This is a genomic window from Brumimicrobium oceani (assembly GCF_003143775.1).
GTDB lineage: Bacteria > Bacteroidota > Bacteroidia > Flavobacteriales_D > Crocinitomicaceae > Brumimicrobium > Brumimicrobium oceani.
This window is the reverse complement of sequence record NZ_QFRJ01000008.1, coordinates 57,792-74,967: the sequence shown is the minus strand read 5'-3', so window position 1 is coordinate 74,967 and position 17,176 is coordinate 57,792. Positions and strand designations below refer to the sequence as shown.

15 protein-coding genes are annotated in these 17,176 nt (G+C 35.9%); 7 read left to right on the top strand and 8 right to left on the bottom strand.

All coding sequences use genetic code 11. From position 1 onward, the window contains the following. Positions 1–255 precede the first annotated feature (255 nt). From DIT68_RS10860 to DIT68_RS10840, 5 genes are all read right to left on the bottom strand, one after another. Positions 256–1,359: a TlpA family protein disulfide reductase gene (locus DIT68_RS10860; protein WP_109359830.1), complete on the bottom strand. Its 1,104-nt coding sequence runs from the start codon at positions 1,357–1,359 to the stop codon at positions 256–258. 153 nt (positions 1,360–1,512) lie between these two features. Next, positions 1,513–2,100 (bottom strand): T9SS type A sorting domain-containing protein, encoded by a 588-nt coding sequence (locus tag DIT68_RS10855; protein WP_109359829.1) that lies wholly within the window; start codon positions 2,098–2,100, stop codon positions 1,513–1,515. Beyond that, entirely contained in the window at positions 2,075–3,073 is a 999-nt protein-coding gene (locus tag DIT68_RS10850; protein WP_109359828.1) for a hypothetical protein, read from the bottom strand. The genes DIT68_RS10855 and DIT68_RS10850 overlap by 26 nt, the downstream gene beginning before the upstream one ends. Positions 3,074–3,308: 235 nt before the next feature. Beyond that, complete coding sequence (locus DIT68_RS10845; RefSeq protein ID WP_109359827.1) at positions 3,309–4,916, bottom strand: T9SS type A sorting domain-containing protein; 1,608 nt, start codon at positions 4,914–4,916, stop codon at positions 3,309–3,311. A gap of 33 nt (positions 4,917–4,949) precedes the next feature. After that, positions 4,950–5,492: a DUF1016 N-terminal domain-containing protein gene (locus DIT68_RS10840; RefSeq protein WP_158276169.1), complete on the bottom strand. Its 543-nt coding sequence runs from the start codon at positions 5,490–5,492 to the stop codon at positions 4,950–4,952. A 303-nt stretch (positions 5,493–5,795) separates the two neighbouring features. Between DIT68_RS10840 and tyrS the strand changes: the two genes are divergently transcribed. Continuing rightward, the gene (tyrS, locus tag DIT68_RS10835) at positions 5,796–7,091 is read left to right on the top strand and encodes a tyrosine--tRNA ligase (RefSeq protein ID WP_109359825.1); all 1,296 of its coding nucleotides are present in this window, start codon (positions 5,796–5,798) and stop codon (positions 7,089–7,091) included. A gap of 398 nt (positions 7,092–7,489) precedes the next feature. On the opposite strand, the gene DIT68_RS10830 is transcribed toward tyrS, so the two are convergent. After that, a complete protein-coding gene (locus tag DIT68_RS10830; protein ID WP_109359824.1) occupies positions 7,490–8,158 on the bottom strand; it encodes an NAD(P)H-binding protein in 669 nt (222 codons plus the stop codon). Positions 8,159–8,362: 204 nt separating this feature from the next. Between DIT68_RS10830 and DIT68_RS10825 the strand changes: the two genes are divergently transcribed. From DIT68_RS10825 to DIT68_RS10800, 6 genes are all read left to right on the top strand, one after another. Next, complete coding sequence (locus tag DIT68_RS10825) at positions 8,363–8,632, top strand: TIGR03643 family protein (RefSeq protein WP_109359823.1); 270 nt, start codon at positions 8,363–8,365, stop codon at positions 8,630–8,632. Positions 8,633–8,685: 53 nt separating this feature from the next. Then, positions 8,686–9,720 (top strand): FAD-binding domain-containing protein, encoded by a 1,035-nt coding sequence (locus DIT68_RS10820; RefSeq protein WP_233244187.1) that lies wholly within the window; start codon positions 8,686–8,688, stop codon positions 9,718–9,720. A 6-nt stretch (positions 9,721–9,726) separates the two neighbouring features. Further along, entirely contained in the window at positions 9,727–11,199 is a 1,473-nt protein-coding gene (locus DIT68_RS10815) for a cryptochrome/deoxyribodipyrimidine photo-lyase family protein (protein ID WP_109359821.1), read from the top strand. Continuing rightward, positions 11,174–11,803, top strand: coding sequence for a flavin reductase family protein (locus tag DIT68_RS10810; RefSeq protein WP_109359820.1), 630 nt, complete (start codon positions 11,174–11,176; stop codon positions 11,801–11,803). Before DIT68_RS10815 ends, DIT68_RS10810 begins: the two co-directional genes overlap by 26 nt. After that, positions 11,800–11,937: a DUF2256 domain-containing protein gene (locus DIT68_RS10805; protein WP_109359819.1), complete on the top strand. Its 138-nt coding sequence runs from the start codon at positions 11,800–11,802 to the stop codon at positions 11,935–11,937. Before DIT68_RS10810 ends, DIT68_RS10805 begins: the two co-directional genes overlap by 4 nt. A gap of 299 nt (positions 11,938–12,236) precedes the next feature. Beyond that, positions 12,237–13,712 carry a cryptochrome/photolyase family protein gene (locus tag DIT68_RS10800; RefSeq protein ID WP_109359818.1) on the top strand — a complete coding sequence of 492 codons (1,476 nt, stop codon included), beginning with the start codon at positions 12,237–12,239 and terminating at the stop codon, positions 13,710–13,712. 5 nt (positions 13,713–13,717) lie between these two features. Here the strand turns inward: DIT68_RS10800 and DIT68_RS10795 are convergent, their stop codons facing one another. Continuing rightward, positions 13,718–14,638: a hypothetical protein gene (locus tag DIT68_RS10795; protein WP_109359817.1), complete on the bottom strand. Its 921-nt coding sequence runs from the start codon at positions 14,636–14,638 to the stop codon at positions 13,718–13,720. A 322-nt stretch (positions 14,639–14,960) separates the two neighbouring features. Next, entirely contained in the window at positions 14,961–17,090 is a 2,130-nt protein-coding gene (locus DIT68_RS10790) for a T9SS type A sorting domain-containing protein (protein WP_109359816.1), read from the bottom strand. Between the last annotated feature and the right edge of the window lie 86 nt (positions 17,091–17,176).

The following is a 17,176-nucleotide window of genomic DNA, read 5'->3' as shown; positions in this document are numbered from 1 at the left end:
GTAATAACCCAATTACAACAAATATAAATAACTTATAGACAGTTTACAACCGCTTTTAAATTCATTGTTGATAACCGCTATTCTAACAGTTCTTTATGATGAAAACAACTAGCTAAATTCATGTCTTTAAAGCCAAATTAATATTTAGAGATAATCAAAAAGAGATTCAGTCCGAAGCCTGAGAACTACTCAGTCGTTGGACTCCTTCGTAATATTTTTTAAATTGTTTAGTTTCTGGTTGGGAACACATCAACATTAAAACAGTTCTTTCACCAAACTTATCAGCTCTTCACCATGGATGTCTTTGGCTATGATTTTACCTTCTTTATCGATAAGGAAATTCATAGGAAGTGCTGTAACCGCATAGTTATAGGCTGCAGGCGTTTTGAATCCTTCTAGCGACGACACATTAGTGTAGGTCCTCTGGTCTTTTTGAATAGCATGAAGCCAGTTTCTTTCTCGATCGTCTAAAGAAACAGCGTAAATATTAAAGCCTTGATCTTTGTAAGTCAAATACAACTCATTTAGCACTGGACTTTCTCTTCTGCAAGGGCCGCACCAACTCGCCCAAAATTCTATTAAAGTATATTGGTCGTGAAGGGCATATAAACTTTTTTCGTTTCCTTCGGTTGTGTTCATTTTTATATCAGGAGCTGTTCCACCAATTGAAGTCTGCTGCAAACGTGTTACTTTTTCTCTTAGGCGCTCAATGATTTTGTAATTCTGATTAGCGTTTTCTAGTTCAAGAACTAAACTATCGTAAAACGCTAAATTGTTTTCTCCTTTCCATCGAATGGAGCTTGGATAAAGCGCCAAACTATTTCTCATATTACTGTTAATAAAGGCATTCAGCTCCTCTAAATGTAAATCGTAATTATGAATCTCTAATTTGCCCAGAGAATCAATAAGCTTAGCATTTGGGTTTGGCTTTTGATTTTCTTCGGTGATTTTTCTTCGAATTGTTTTCACCAATCGCTCCAAAGAGGAAGCCCTGAATTTTTCGTAGTTCAAAAGTAAATCGGTGTCTTTAGAACCCTCAATTTTTGTATCGGTAGAATTGATCCTGACCTGCACATTTTGTCCATGATCTATAACCAATGGGATACTTAGTTTTTCGTTTACAATTAGCCTATAGAAATGTGGCTCAATATGAAATTCAGCCTTAAACCTCCCCATTTCATCCAAGAAAAGGGTATCAATGAATGTTGTCTCCTTTTTCTCTATGTTACTTTCCTCCAAAAGTAAAAGATATTCATGTTCTGGATTTTCAATTTGACCTTGCAAAGTAAAAGAGGGCTTTTCCTTTGTTTCACAAGCCACAGAAAGCGATAAAATAAGGAGAAAAATGAACTGTTTCATGGTTTAAAATTATGGATAATCTTTGTTTTTATTTGAATGGTTTAAAGTTCTAAAGTTAGTGATTGTTTTAAGTATTGAAAGTTGTTTTTCTTAAAATTAAAAAGCGAGATGTTTCCACCTCGCTTTTTGTCAAAAAATATAGTTCCAAAAGTATTATTTCACAATCAATTTCTGCGCATAATTCCCCATTCTCACAAAATAAACACCTGACGAAAGCTGATTTAAATCAACAGTCTTTTTTCCTTTTGTGTTATTTACCAGAACTTTTTTAATGAGTTTTCCTTGGTATGAAGTTATAATGATTTCCTTGAAATTCATGTCTTCCCAAGTTATTTGCACTTGATTTGTTGCAGGATTAGGAAAGAGATTTAGATTTCCAATTTCCAATTCTTGCGTTAAACCCACGTTTATATTTGATGAACAATCAGTATTGTTTGCATCAAAATAGTTTTGAACTGAATCGGCATATTCAATTAGACCTTGAACATTTTCAAGATGATCACCTTGACGATTTACAATTATGGCGTAGTTATAAACTAAAGTGTCTCCAGGGTTAAAAGTTTCTTCAATTGAAGTTGCGATAAACCTTCGGTCACCCATAGGATTTGCTGTACCATTTCCATCAATATTCATTTCTGTCCAGTCAGTTCCTAGGCCAGGAACTCCATCGTATAGATATTGCGCAGTTGCACCAGTAATCCCATGCGTCCAAAAACTACCATCTGGATTTCTCCCATTCATAGAATTCCAATAATCTGATAATAATGATATGGTTGATCTTTGAATATACCATATACTCAAAATCTTTATTCAAGCTCACAATTCCAACAGAAGGTGGATTAGTACCATATCCTATGGCGCCATATCCACCCTCGTCAAAATTATCAGCATTATATGCATAAACTAAATTCTTTGTAGGTGCAGTTCCAATATAATCATCTTCTGAAAAACCGACATCAAGATCCATATAAATAGAAGCTTTAAAATCATTGAATGAATTTTGTCCTCTGTTGAATACTTTCACTTCCATAAATGTTGTAGAGTCAATAAAGTTTAAAGATTGATACTGGTATACCATAATGTGAATCTCTGCCCCAATTTTCTCTCCACCACTTTGTCCATTTGTTAGATCTTCATGCATTATTTGATAAGACGCTTCGTCTCCTTTAATACAAGGGTATTCACCCAAATGAGGCTCGTAAATACCATTATTATTCTGATCAATATAAGGTGCTAATTGTTCTGCAACTCCTATTGATGGATCTCCATTTCCAGGCCAATTCAATATTCCATTGGGAGCAATATAACCTTGTTGATTGTAATTAGAGATATGATAAAGAATATCTGACTTCTTCACACTCCAAATAGCTGACAAATAAGTATTTGAATAATTGATGTCGCTATAACTATTCGTAGAAGAATAAGGGCCAGAATAAAAATCATAACCACTATATCCAATAGCAGCTAATTTCAAATCTACATTCTGATTAGTCCCTCCAAACCAAAATCCTCCCGAAAAAATAAGGTGATTTCCACTTCCTGTTGGAACTTCATAACCAGCGGCGCCTATATTTGGATTATTAAAAAGTCTTCCTCTGTCATTAATCAATGCCGAAACACTATTTCCGTTGAGCGTATCCATTGATTGTTGCGCATTTATAAAATGAGAAATAAAAACTAAAAAAGTTCCTAAAATAAGTATCGATTTTTTCATGATCGTAGTTTTAAAGTTATGAGTCAATAATAAAATAACTCTTACTTATAATTACGGATTTTTGAATCAAATGGCTGGTGAAGCATTCTATAAAACCACCTGTTTCCTGCATTTTTACTGAAAAATACAATATTTACGCTCCATTTTCAAAAGGATAATTCAATATACTGTAAAACTCAAAAAAGCGAAATGTTCCCACTTCGCTTTCCATTATAATATTCAAAATTCTAAAAAATCATTTCACAATTAACTTACGGGTATAGCGTCCAATATTCACAAAATAAACACCCGAAGAAAGTTCGCTGATATCGATGGCTTTTTCTCCATTTACATCCTCAACATAAATGGTTTTAGCCAATTTCCCGTTGTAAGAATTGATTTCGATTTTATCTACATTCATATCTTCCCAAACTAACTGAATTTGATTTGCCGCTGGATTTGGATAGATTTCAAGCTTTCCTATTTCTAATTCGTCCGACAATCCTAGAGTTCCATTTGGCAAGCAATATGTATTTGTTGTGTCAAAAAACTGCTGAACAGAATTGGCAGTAGCAATAAGTCCATCAACATTTTGCAAATTGTCGCCATCTCTGTTAGTGATAATTGCATAATTGTATACTAATTTATCGCCTGTTTGAAAGCTTTCCTCGATAGAGGTCATCACTATTTTTCTATCCTTTGGCTGATTTACACTTCCATTTCCATCAGTGTTTACTTCCGACCAACCCACTCCTGTATTAGGATTTCCATCAAATAAATGTTGTACGGGCGTTGTTCCACCGTAGGCAGTCCCTCCATAAGTCCAGGAGCTGTTATCCTTCCATTTTCCATTCATGTAATTCCAGAAATCCATTGCTGAGGATGGCTCAGTAGTTTGTGGTATTCCCAAGTCTGCTCTATTAAAGGTGCCTGAGTATTCAATATCTCTGTTCAGGCTTACCACTCCAACAGCGGGCGGATTGGTTCCGTAACCAGGAGCACCACCTCCTCCTTCATCAAAGTCATCTCCATTGTAGGAATACACTAAATTCGATGATGGTGCAGAACCAATATAGTCATCTTCTGAAAAACCAATATCAGTATCTAGAAAGAAGGATGCCTTGAAATCAGAAAAAGAGTTCTGACCTCGATTATAAACTGTTGTTTCAATAAAAGTAGTATTGTTCAAATAAGTATTGTCAGCATATTGATAAGCCATTAAATGAATTTCAGCACCAATTTTTCCTCCCCCACTTTCTGCGTGAGTCATGTCTTCATGAAATATTTGGTAAACTGCAACATCCCCCTTTAAACAAGGGTAATCTCCCAATTGCGGCTCATAAACACCGTTGCTATCCACATCGACATAAGGTGCCAATTGCTGAGCTACACCAACCGTTGTATCTCCATTACCTGGCCAATTTAATATGTTCTGAGGTATGGTGTATCCTGATTGACCAACATTATTAATATGATTAATTATCTCGACTCTTGAGATCGTCCAAAAACTTGGTCCGTTAGTGTAGGTGTTGACATATGCAGAGGTCATATAATCACCTGTAGTTGAATATGGTCCAGCATAATAATCATAATCGCTTCCGTACAAATGAGCTGCTAGCTTCAAATCTCCATTTTGATTAGTTCCTCCGAACCAGAAAGCTCCTTGATAAATCAAATGGTTTCCACCATTAATTGGCGTTTCATAGCCTGGAGAATTAACCTGTGAATTATTAAAAAGAGAGCCTCTTTCATTTATTAATAACCTTACATTGTTATAATCCAAAAAAGTAGAAGCGTTTTGACTAATTATGGTTTGACAAATAAATGTCGAAAAAGCGAGTAAACTTAATTTTAGTAGTTTCATGATATAATTTTTTAGTTGTTCAAATAATAGTAATCAATTCATACACGAATAATCTAATAAAAGGGTTGGAAAATAGAATTGGTGAGATTCATTTTTTACCTCAACCTTGTCCTTGCTCATTATCATTCTTTGATAATACAAGTTCCCTATTTGTTTATCCAGTGTTCTCGCACTCCAATTGCATAAGATGGTTTCTTCAACATAAAAAGCTCTGGCTTTTGCGTCACTCACCTTTAGTAGTAGGCGATAGTGCGTCCAACTCAATTCGGAACGCAGTGCGTTCCAATTCTCAAAAGCTATATAAAATTGTCTAATATGACGTAAATTCCTTTCACCAAAACTCTTTCCAAAAACTTTTGTCAGCCTCTTCGACAATTCTTTAACAATTGCTATTCCATACTCCGCTCTATTTTCACCGTTTTGGTCTTCTTCAACTATTCGTTTTCCAATTTTCCAGTAAGCGTTAACCATTTCTGAATTGGCAGACTTATAGACCTTATTTCTTGCTTCTGTAATAATTGAACTTATTTCAGTATAAAGCTTTTCGATTGATTTATTAGGCGTGTTATCATTCATAATCATTGGTTTAAGTGGTGGTTTTAGAATTTAACTTTTGTGATTTAGTTTATACAAAAGATAATTCTTCTAAATTAAGATAGTGTGAAAGTTTAGATTTAACAAATATAATTCTGAAAAAATTATGAAGTGATTTTTCATCGGATTTAATTCTCGTGTATTTTATTATAAACTGAATTGGTCACTCAATGCGTGGCGAATTCATATTTTGAATCAACATCAAAAACCCAATTCTTATTAAAAAACCGTCAAAACAGACCTTATCTAAGATATCAATAGTATTTTTGAGGAAAATTTAAAAAAATGACGAAAAATTTCATAGAAGAATTGACTTGGAGAGGCATGATTCATGACAGTATGCCTGGAGTAGAAGAACATTTGTTGGAAAAAATGCGCTCGGCTTATGTGGGAATCGATCCTACTGCAGATTCTTTACACATCGGACACTTGGTGGGAGTGATGATGTTGCGTCATTTTCAAAAAGCTGGACACCAACCTATCGCTTTATTGGGTGGAGCTACCGGAATGATTGGAGATCCTTCTATGAAATCTCAAGAACGTAATTTATTGAATGAAGAAGAATTGCAACACAATCAGAATGCTATTAAAGCACAATTGAGTCGTTTTTTAGATTTTGATTCTAATGAAGAAAATAAAGCCGTTTTGGTGAATAATTACGACTGGATGAAAGATTTTTCATTCCTTGAATTTATTCGTGATGTGGGAAAACATATTACCGTAAATTACATGATGTCGAAAGATTCTGTAAAGAAAAGATTGACGGGTGAAAATGCAGAAGGAATGTCATTTACTGAATTTTCATACCAATTGGTACAAGGTTATGATTTCTTACATCTATACAAAAACAATGAAGTAACCATTCAAATGGGTGGTTCTGATCAGTGGGGGAATATCACAACGGGAACAGAAATGATTCGTCGTGTGGAAAGCGGAAAAGCTTTTGCGGTGACTTGTCCACTCATTACAAAAGCAGACGGAACAAAATTCGGTAAGACGGAAGGTGGAAATATCTGGTTGGATGCAGAGCGTACTTCTCCTTACGAATTCTACCAATACTGGTTAAACACCTCAGATGAAGACGCGGAAAAATTCATCAAAATTTTTACGTTTTTATCGAAAGAAGAAATTGACACTTTGGTTGCAGAGCACAATGAGGCGCCTCATCAACGTCAGTTACAAAAGAAATTAGCTGAAATCATCACGATTACTGTTCACTCAGAAGCAGATTTAAAAACTGCAATTGCTGCATCAAACATTTTATTTGGAAAATCTACAGAAGAGGATTTAAAATCACTTTCTGTAAAGGATTTCTTGAAGGTTTTTGAAGGAATTCCACAAGCACCGTTAACTAGAGCTGAATTGAAAGAAGGTGTTGGAATAATCGACGCACTTTCTGCTAAAACAGGATTTTTAGACTCAAATGGTCAGGCCAGACGAGAACTGAAAGCAAATGCCATCAGCGTAAACAAATCAAAAGTAAAAGAAGATTTGACTTTATCCGAAGAACATTTGATTAGCGATCAGTTTATTTTGTTGGGTAAAGGGAAGAAGACCAACTACTTAATAATAGTTTCGTAATAACACGTCCATTATCTTCGTTGCAATCAATTTGGAAAGCAGTCATTGACAAATGTCAACTCCTTGGATTTCAAAATTAATCGCGTCACATTCGATAAACTCAGTGCATCGCTTGCTATTGAACACATTATTACAAAACTTGATTTGCTAAAAATTTAAAAGGCTTAAAAAGAGTTCAAGAAATTGAGCTCTTTTTTTTTGACAAAAGTTTTACTCCTTGAATATCCCTCCCTGCCCCCGCCTCCAAAGGGGGGAAATACTTAGCACCAAATCCTGCCTATTTAAGACTATGATTTATATTCAAAATCATCAATCGCATGCATAAAAGTGAGTCTCTGAGTTTCCCCCTTTGGAGGGGGATAAAGGGGGAGGATATTTTAGTTATAATTTTCTAACCATTAGAAAAACGCCTTCATTTCCTTATAATGATAAACCTCTACCCCTTTTTTATTCAACTTCGCTACTTCAACCATGGCTTTCGCCACATTTTCTCCTTCAATGGGTTTTGAATTTCCGGGCATGAGGAATTTTAGCGCTTTCCCAAAAAACTGACCTATTCCTTCTGCGAATCTGCTTTCTGAACGTTCTCCCAATAACAATGAAGGTCTGAAAATCGACAAGGAATCTAGTCCAACGGGTGATTGAACTTTTGCTTTTAGGGCATCTTCTACTTCTCCTTTCAATTTTAAATAGAAACCACTTTTTATGCTGTCTGCTCCTAAGGAAGAAACGATTAAAAACTGTTTGCATTCGTATTTTACGCAATGTTTTGCTGCGTTGACAGGAATATCAAAATCTATTTTACGATATAATTTTTTGTCCCCTTTTACTTTCTTTTGAGTTGTTCCGATGGCACAAAAAACAACTGAACTTCCATCAATTGCCGCCTTGAATTGTGGCTCGTCGTCAAAATTAATGACCACAACACTTACTTTCGGGTGATTTATCTCCAAGGGTCTTCTAGAAATTACTCTCACCTCATCATAAAAAGTTTCTTTTTTAAGGATTTCCAATAGATGTCCACCGATTAATCCTGTTGCGCCAAGTATAGTTGCAGTTTTTTTCATAGTTCTAAATTTGAGATCATGAGCGTAGTTTTCTTGCGGAAACTAGGTAAAGATAGCAAAAATTAATTCAGAAATCGCTTCTGTAGCGACGTAAAAGTCAAGCTTCAAAAAGAGATTTGTTTTTGAGAATTTATCTAAAAAATATGAACTTTATCTCTGATTTTGTGTTTTTAATTTGTCACAAGAATAACACCAATACGAAATATGACAGAACGAGAAAAGGACAGAATCATCGAAATGGCTTGGGAAGACAGAACGCCTTTCGAGGCTATCGAATTTCAATTTGGAAAAACGGAAGCGGATGTGATTGAACTGATGCGAAAAACATTGAAAAGAAGTTCATTTAACCTCTGGAGAAAACGCGTAAATAGCAAAGTGAGTCAAAAACACAGAAAAAAGCGCAGTGGCGATATAGAGCGATTTAAGTGCAGCAGACAAAGACAAATTTCTAACAATAAAATCTCAAAACGATAGACTTTCCAACTCAAATATCAGCAATAGAAGCTCGGATTAAACAAATCGATCCGGTGAAATATGCTTCAACTCGAAATTTTGAAAACGGTGCTGTGACTTACCTCAGCCCTTATATTTCACGCGGTGTAATTTCGACCCAACAAGTCATGAACTACGTTCAAAGTCTCGACTTACCCTGGTACAAAACAGAGAAATTTGTACAAGAATTGGCGTGGAGAGATTATTGGCAGCAAGTTCACATCGATAAAAAAGAAGCTATTTTAACGGATTTAAAAAACGAACAATCCGACGTTACCAATCACGAAATACCAAGTGCAATTGTAGCAGCAGACACAGGAATCATCGCAGTGGATGAAGCCATTGAAAAACTGTATGAAACAGGCTACATGCACAATCACATGCGAATGTACGTAGCTGCTATTTGCTGTAATATTGCCAAATCTCATTGGTTAGTTCCTGCAAAATGGTTGTATGCGCATTTAAAAGATGGAGATTTGGCGAGCAATCATCTGAGTTGGCAATGGACGGCTGGAGCATTCTCGAATAAAAAATACGTGGCCAATCAAGAGAACATCAATAAGTATTTTGACAGCGACCAAACAGGAACATTTCTGGACATTCCATACAGTGCTTTTGAACACTTGAAAATTCCTAAGATCCTACTTCGCACTGAAAAGCCCGGATTTAATTTATGTTTCCCTGAAACTTCTAAAGCTGGAATCAAAAGCGATCAAAAAACATTGATTTATAACTATTACAACATTGACCCAAACTGGCATTCAGAAGAAAAGGCGCAACGTATTTTTCTCATCGAACCTTCCTTTTTTCAAAAATATCCTGTTTCCCAAAAATCATTGGATTTTGCCCTCGAACTGACCGAAAATATCGAAGAGATTCAGATTTATGTTGGAGAGTTTTCAGAATTAAACAAGGAAATTTCTTCTGACAACATCATTTTTAAAGAACATCCTACAAACAATCATTATGTTGGGAAATCTGAAGATAGAGATTGGATGAGCGATGTAAAAGGATATCATTCTTCTTTCTTTAAATTTTGGAAGAAAGTACAGAAAGAAATTAAATGGTAGTCTTGAATGGAAAATCAAGGTTTAAATATCGTTTGGTTAAAAAGAGATTTAAGAACGCAAGATCATCTTCCTTTTTACGCCGCTGAAAAATCGAATGCACCTTACATTCCAATTTATATTTTTGAACCTTCGGCCATTGCTTACCCTGACTGTTCACTGAGGCACTTGCAGTTTATTTATCATTCCATAAAAGTAATGAATGAAAAGCTCGCTGAATACGGAAGAAAAGTCTGGGTTTTTCATGCGGAAACCGTGGAAGTTTTTGAGTTTTTGAACAATCATTATAGTATAAATAAGGTTTTCGCTTATCAGGAAAGTGGAATAAAACAAACTTGGGATAGAGACAAAGCGGTAGATAGATATTTTCAACAGGAAGATATTCGCGGAATGGAATTTCAAAAGGACAATGTCATTCGAGGAATAAAAAACCGTAAGAATTGGGACCAAGAATGGTTAAAAAACATGAAAATCAGCTCTATTCCGAACCATTATACTTTTCAATCTCCAATTGAAATTGAGCATCCTTTTGCTATAGTCAAAGAGTTAGAAGATCAACTTAAAGAATATCCAGCCGAGTTTCAGAAGCCAGGAGAAGTTTACGCTTGGAAATATTTGAGGTCATTTTGTAAAGACCGCGGAAAAAATTATAATAATCACATTTCGAAACCTCATGAAGCCAGAACTTCATGCGGAAGAATTTCTCCCTATTTGGCTTGGGGAAACTTGAGTGTGAAACAAGCCTTTCATTATGTAAACGAACATCCAAATTACGACAGATACAAAAAAGCATTTAGCGGAATGCTCACCCGACTGAAATGGCATTGTCACTTCGTACAAAAATTTGAAAACGAATGTGAATATGAAACCCGCTGCATTAATCGGGGTTACGAAAATCTAGAATACGACAATAACGAAAAACTATTGGAAGCTTGGAAATCGGGCAACACAGGAATTCCACTAGTGGACGCTTGCATGAGATGTTTACACGAAACCGGTTGGGTAAATTTCAGAATGCGTGCTATGTTGGTTTCTGTTTTGTGTTTTAATCTCGACCAAGATTGGCGAAAGGGAGTCTATCATTTGGCCAACTTATTTCTGGATTATGACCCAGGCATTCATTATCCGCAGTTTCAAATGCAGGCTGGCACAACGGGAATAAACACCGTGAGAATGTACAATCCAATAAAGAACTCCATTTCCCACGATCCAGATGGAGTTTTTATTAAAAAGTGGATTCCAGAACTTCAAAATGTCCCTACAGAATTCGTTCATGAGCCATGGAAAATGACACAAATGGATAAGGTGTTTAACGATATAGATTTGAGTTATCCGGAACCTGTGGTAGACATTTCAGAATCTGCAAGAGTGGCAAGAGACAAGATTTGGGGACACCGAAAAGACCCGATGGTGCAGCATGAAAGTAAAAGAATAATTAAAAAACATACACGAGACAATGCTTTTAGAAGAAAAAACAATTAAGATACTAGACCGTGTTTATCGTTTGAACTTGATCAATTCCATTACAGGAGTGAAACCGGCTAATCTTATTGGAACACGCTCAAAAAAGGGAGAAGATAATGTAGCGATTTTCTCCTCCGTTGTGCATTTGGGTTCTCAACCTGCACAAATTGGATTTATCGTTCGTCCGGCAGGCGAAAACCCGAGAGACACCTTACAAAATATCAATGAAACAGGGTATTACACGATAAATCATATTTCGGCATCTTTTATTCAAAAAGCACACTACACTTCTGCCAATTTGGACATAGCAGAATCTGAATTTGAGCGAATGAATATAGCCCAGGAAATGATTGCAGATTTTCATGCTCCTTTTGTAAAAGAAAGCGCAGTGAAAATAGGGTTAAAACATGTCGATAACATTCTTCTTCCCAATGGGTGTACCTTGGTTATTGGAGAAGTAGTATTGATTGAAGTTCCCGAAGAAAGTATTGATGATATTGGTCAAATAGATTTGGAGAAATACGAATGCGCAGCTTTATCGGGATTGGGGACTTATTATCATTTGAATAAGATTACCTCTTATCCGCATGTAAAAACGAACGAAATTCCAGATTTTGAATGAAAAAACAACATTTACCCACGAAAACCTGCCCACTTTGCGGACTTCCTTTCACTTGGCGGAAGAAATGGGAGAAGAATTGGGAGGAAGTTAAGTATTGTTCTGAGCGTTGCAGAAGAAACAAAAATTCTTCGTAAGAAAATGTAAAATCCTGCGTTATGCTCGTTTATTATTGCAGTCATTTATAAAAATAAACTCCTACAATAATAAACTTCACAAGCCTTGTCTTTGAAATTTTCTTACCGAAGAATTGAAGATATTTAATTTATGATTTGAGACTATTTAAAATACAAGAAATCTGCGAGAATCCGCGTTGCTTGCATCCGTGTCATCCGCGTTCCAATACAGCGCAAAACCACGAGGAAAGAATATTACTTTAATAGCGAAAATCCCGATAAGCTCTTTCTGTAACTAAACATTAAAAACAAGACTAAAAATGAAAAAAGCGATAAATATAATTTTCCCACATCAACTTTTTGAAGAAAGTGAATTGCTTTCTAACAAGAATGATTTTTACATTATTGAGGAACATTTGTTCTTTAAACAATACAAATTCCACAAGCAAAAAATCGCTTTTCATCGGGCGACCATGAAAATGTATCAGGCCTTTTTGGAAGAGAAAGGGCATACTGTAAAATACATCGAGGCCAATGATGAATTGGCGGACATTCGAAATTTAGAGAAACTCCTAAAAGAGGAAGGGATTGAAAGTGTTACAGTTATAGACCCAGTAGATAATTACCTAGAAAAGCGATTGCAAGCCGTTTGCAAAAGCGTTGAATTGGAGTTGCTAGATTCTCCTCAATTTATCAACACAAAAGGCGATTTATCTCATTTTTTTAAGCCCGATAAGAAGTCATTTTTCCAGACTACTTTCTACAAACAACAAAGAAAGAATTTGGACATCATGGTGGATAAAGAAGGTGAGCCAGAAGGAGGGAAATGGACTTACGACACAGAAAATCGAAAAAAATATCCCAAAGGCAAAACTCCGCCAAGTGTTCAATTTCCTTCTACAAACGAATATTGGAAAGAAGCAATAGCATATACAGCAAAGCATTTTGAGGATTACCCTGGTGAATTGAGTGAAAACCCATATTATCCTATAGATTTTAAAAGCGCTCAAGAATGGTTGGAACAGTTCTTTGAGTTTAGATTCTACGACTTTGGAATTTATGAAGATGCCATTGTAAAAGAAAATTCGATTTTGAATCACAGTGTCATTTCGCCACTTTTAAATAATGGACTATTAATTCCAACAAAAGTGATTGACCAATCTTTGAAATTCGCAAAGGAAAATGATATTCCGATAAATTCAACAGAAGGATTTGTGAGACAAATTATCGGCTGGAGAGAATTTATACGCGGAATGTACGAATGCAAAGGAACTTACTCTAGAACAAAAAACTACTGGAATTTCGATAGAAAAATACCGAAAAGTTTCTACGACGGCACAACAGGAATTGAGCCAATTGACCAAACCATTAAAAAGGTTTTAAAGACGGGTTATTGTCACCACATCGAAAGATTAATGGTGGTGGGAAACTTTATGCTACTCTGCGAATTTGACCCAAAAGAAGTCTACCGCTGGTTTATGGAATTATTCATCGATGCCTACGATTGGGTAATGGTTCCCAATGTTTACGGCATGACGCAATTTGCAGATGGAGGAACTTTCGCGACAAAACCTTATGTTGGCGGTTCCAATTACATCAAAAAAATGAGCGATTATTCTAAGGGAGATTGGGAACCCATATGGGATGGATTATTTTGGCGTTTCATTTCCGAACACCAAGATTTCTTTAAAAAGAATCCGAGGACTGGAATGATGGTAAATACTTGGAATAAAATGTCGGAGGAGAAGAAAGAAATACATTTGGGGAATGCAGAGGGGTTTTTGGAGAAGATGTGAAAATTTTATTCTTCTTCAGGCATCAACTTCTCCCAACTGTCTTTCACCATTTCAAAATTAGCACCATTGAAAACGAATTTACATTGACATAAAATAGCAGCTTGATTCCTGTTATACTTATCATAATCAAAATATCTTTCATTGTCCTCTTCACATCCACAAAACTCCGTTAAATCATCAATGTGGTAACTCACATTGATGGTTTTTGATTCATGGTCGTAATATGCGCCATCGTTCCAATCTCGGTTGTTTACCTCATACTCAAAGTCCATATAAAAAGCATTATTTTGAAAGCTCACCAATTGAACAAAAGTTTGAAAACAATAGGAACAACCGCGTACACTTCCTGTTAAAACATACTTAACTCCTTCCTCTGTATTCAGGGTAAATATTTCATTGTAGCCATCACCTTCGAAAATAGAGTATGAATCAACATCAATTGAGTCTCTAATTTCTAAATCGGTATAATGCATAATTGAAAAGCGCGAACGATAGGACCCACCAGTTTTTTCATCAATAGAGAAATTATATAACTTGTTATCTGCTGATTTTACAATAGCAAGTTCATCACCTGAAATCATTTTTATAATGTCATATTTTTCAAAATCTTGATGCTCTAATAATTGGTCCAGTTGAGCTAAAATTCGATCTTGATAATAGAAAATCATGTGAAACTGTTGAATAGAATCTTTCTTTATGGATAAAACCGCATCATAATCGGCTTCTTTCAGTAGTTCTTTTCTTTGTTTTCGTGATAAGTCGAATTCACTTATTGAAATGTATTCCTCCCCAAAAGGCGAAAGCTTAGAATAGTGTATTAATTCTTTGTTTAACTGATCCACCAATGAAACAAATGAAACTGACTTTTGGGAGAATACCAAAATGGGAAAAAGAAAAAGACAAATAAACAACAAGTGAGTTCTCATTAGAACGATTAAAAGATTTGAGATTAAAATAGACGCCTAAATATTTTGTATTCTAAGTTAAGAAATAATTATTGAAAGTAGTTTGTTCCTTTCCCGCAATTAATTCCAATGCTTGTCGGGAACCTTAATTCCAGCTAAAGTATCGGCATTATAATTTCATCCCCGTAAGATAAAAATAGGAAAAGTAAAAACTACTGACTAAGAATCCAGCTATGGCATATGTGATTTTTATTAGAAGCTTACAAGAAGCAAAAAGCGCCCCTCAAATGAGAAGCGCTTTTTGTGTTTTCCAATTGATGATTCACTCACCAATCAATTCATATTATTGTTTCACCACTCTGAAAGTCTTCTGACCTTCGCCGTTGTATACTCTCAACGTATAAACTCCTTTTTCAAGGTGTTCAATCGCAATTGAGGCTTCAGTAGCGTTGTTTAACTCCTTGTTTTCAACGAGTACAACTCTTCCATTTACATCTAACATCTCTATTTTCAAATCAGAGGCATTAGAAGGATTTACGATATTTAATTGACTTGTTGTAGGGTTTGGATAAATTGAAATGTCAGTAAACAATTCTTGCCCTACGGACAATTCATCACATGTTCCATCCACTGTTATCGTAACAATTGATGTATCTGCTGGACAAACTCCATTATCAGCAACATAAATGTAGTTGTAATTACCTGGAATTGCCTGTGCTTTTGGTTGTGAGTTTGGAAGTGCAGTGTTTGAGAAATCGAACCACTGTCCACCGTTATCAATATTTCCACTTAAAGCTCCAATTAAATCAATCGGTGCATTCATACAAAGGGTATCTGCTCCATCCATCCCTGCAGAAGAAGGTCTAAATACATTGATTGTTGCAAAAGTTGTATCATAACATGCCGCTCTCTCAACATAAAACACTTCATAAGCTCCAACAGGCAGCAATGAAACATAGAATGTAGAATCGTCCAAGAAATTTGGCTGACTAGGGAAAGACCATTCTCCTGTACCATTTGGTTTTACAATAATGTTATCATCTAGATTAACCATGCTGTCTAATCTACAAACATCAAATGATCCATCGACACCTCCAAGATCACTACAATCATCAATAACCACTTCATCCAACAAAATATCATTGTAGAATGCTGTAGTTGCCACGTCTTTATTTACCATAAATCGCACTTGTATGATATTATTGGAGTAAGCACTTAGGTTATAATTTACAAACTCCCATTCTGGACTATCTCCAATTAAAGTATCGAGGTAGTTCCATGAAGTTCCATCAAAAACCTCTATAATCAAAGGATTATTATCTCCGGGGTTATTGGTATTGTCACTAAACCATTCGAATGACAAGTAAGGAAGAGTTAATTGAGAAATATCAATTTGAGGCGTAATGAGCATAACACTATCTCCATAAGGTGAGTTTCCATCAACCTTTACAAATTCCCCAGCATTTCTTCCATTATTTGCTGCACCATAATCTCCCTGATCATTGAAATTCCAAAAGTTATTCACACTTGTGCTTGTATTCGAAGAAATATTATCCCAACATTGAGGTTGTGAAGCGTTGTTAAACCCTTCATAAAATGGAGCAACCATAGGAGGTGATTGTACAAAAGCCACAGAAGAAGTGTCTACCTGATTACTATTGGTACATGTTACCTCACACGCATAATAACTGTCACTAGTTTGTGTTACTGTTGCGCTAGGAGTTGTTGCCCCAGCAACAGCTGTCCAAGGCCCATTCGCTGTTGGCGCAGAAAGCCATTTGTAATCTATATTAGCTGCTGAGCTACTTCCAGAAAGTGAAAGACCAAAAGGTCCACATGCCAAAGAAGGAGCGTTTGCAGTCCCTGCTGTTGGAGTCCCAGCACATGGAGTAGGAGAAACATAGTACATTTCAACCCTACTAATTGAACCGCCTGGCTCAGTAGAATAGTTTGGAGCGGCACCAGAGCCAATTTGACCTTGATGAAGGAGTCTATCTAGTGTTACTGGCTGTCCCAAAATGGTCGTTGCATGAGGACCACCAGACGATGAATAACTATTCGTACTACCTGCTTGACCTAGAATACCAATAATATCTCCCTGGTTCACCAGAATATTTACACTTTGGATTACATTGTTGGGTGCACCTTGAATATATTCTAGCGTAGTAAAGTTTGTAGAAGTAGTTCCAAAAATTACCGGTGTAGGATCGTTAATTTTCATAATGTGGATATTTTGTGGACCTGTACCAGCATCGGCAGGAACCCTAACACCTGTAATAATAAAAGAAGTAGGTGCTGTGAACCAGTATCCCCTCACATTCCCTGAGTAGTTATTACTATGGCTGGGTAATGGCATCATGGTCTGTGCCGTACTTTGCGCATAGCTTACTAAAACAAGGAGTGATACCAGTAGATAGCGCCAGACAGTGTAGCTTTTACTATGTGTTTTTAAACAATTGGGTAAAGTTTTCATAAATAAATAGTGTTGTAAGTAAGTAGCTTCTAAGTTAATTGGGCCATAAAACAAAGATTAGAGGCTACATAGAATCTTTGATGACC

What these genes read in the sequence shown, in the direction of transcription:
- DIT68_RS10830 (WP_109359824.1), bottom strand. Translation starts at nt 8,158, where the DNA reads ATGAAAAAAACTGCAACTATACTTGGCGCAACAGGATTAATCGGTGGA.
- DIT68_RS10860 (WP_109359830.1), bottom strand. Translation starts at nt 1,359, where the DNA reads ATGAAACAGTTCATTTTTCTCCTTATTTTATCGCTTTCTGTGGCTTGT.
- DIT68_RS10850 (WP_109359828.1), bottom strand. Translation starts at nt 3,073, where the DNA reads ATGAAAAAATCGATACTTATTTTAGGAACTTTTTTAGTTTTTATTTCT.
- DIT68_RS10840 (WP_158276169.1), bottom strand. Translation starts at nt 5,492, where the DNA reads ATGAATGATAACACGCCTAATAAATCAATCGAAAAGCTTTATACTGAA.
- DIT68_RS10825 (WP_109359823.1), top strand. Translation starts at nt 8,363, where the DNA reads ATGACAGAACGAGAAAAGGACAGAATCATCGAAATGGCTTGGGAAGAC.
- DIT68_RS10805 (WP_109359819.1), top strand. Translation starts at nt 11,800, where the DNA reads ATGAAAAAACAACATTTACCCACGAAAACCTGCCCACTTTGCGGACTT.
- DIT68_RS10845 (WP_109359827.1), bottom strand. Translation starts at nt 4,916, where the DNA reads ATGAAACTACTAAAATTAAGTTTACTCGCTTTTTCGACATTTATTTGT.
- tyrS (WP_109359825.1), top strand. Translation starts at nt 5,796, where the DNA reads ATGACGAAAAATTTCATAGAAGAATTGACTTGGAGAGGCATGATTCAT.
- DIT68_RS10815 (WP_109359821.1), top strand. Translation starts at nt 9,727, where the DNA reads ATGGAAAATCAAGGTTTAAATATCGTTTGGTTAAAAAGAGATTTAAGA.
- DIT68_RS10795 (WP_109359817.1), bottom strand. Translation starts at nt 14,638, where the DNA reads ATGAGAACTCACTTGTTGTTTATTTGTCTTTTTCTTTTTCCCATTTTG.
- DIT68_RS10800 (WP_109359818.1), top strand. Translation starts at nt 12,237, where the DNA reads ATGAAAAAAGCGATAAATATAATTTTCCCACATCAACTTTTTGAAGAA.
- DIT68_RS10810 (WP_109359820.1), top strand. Translation starts at nt 11,174, where the DNA reads ATGCTTTTAGAAGAAAAAACAATTAAGATACTAGACCGTGTTTATCGT.
- DIT68_RS10790 (WP_109359816.1), bottom strand. Translation starts at nt 17,090, where the DNA reads ATGAAAACTTTACCCAATTGTTTAAAAACACATAGTAAAAGCTACACT.
- DIT68_RS10855 (WP_109359829.1), bottom strand. Translation starts at nt 2,100, where the DNA reads ATGAATGGGAGAAATCCAGATGGTAGTTTTTGGACGCATGGGATTACT.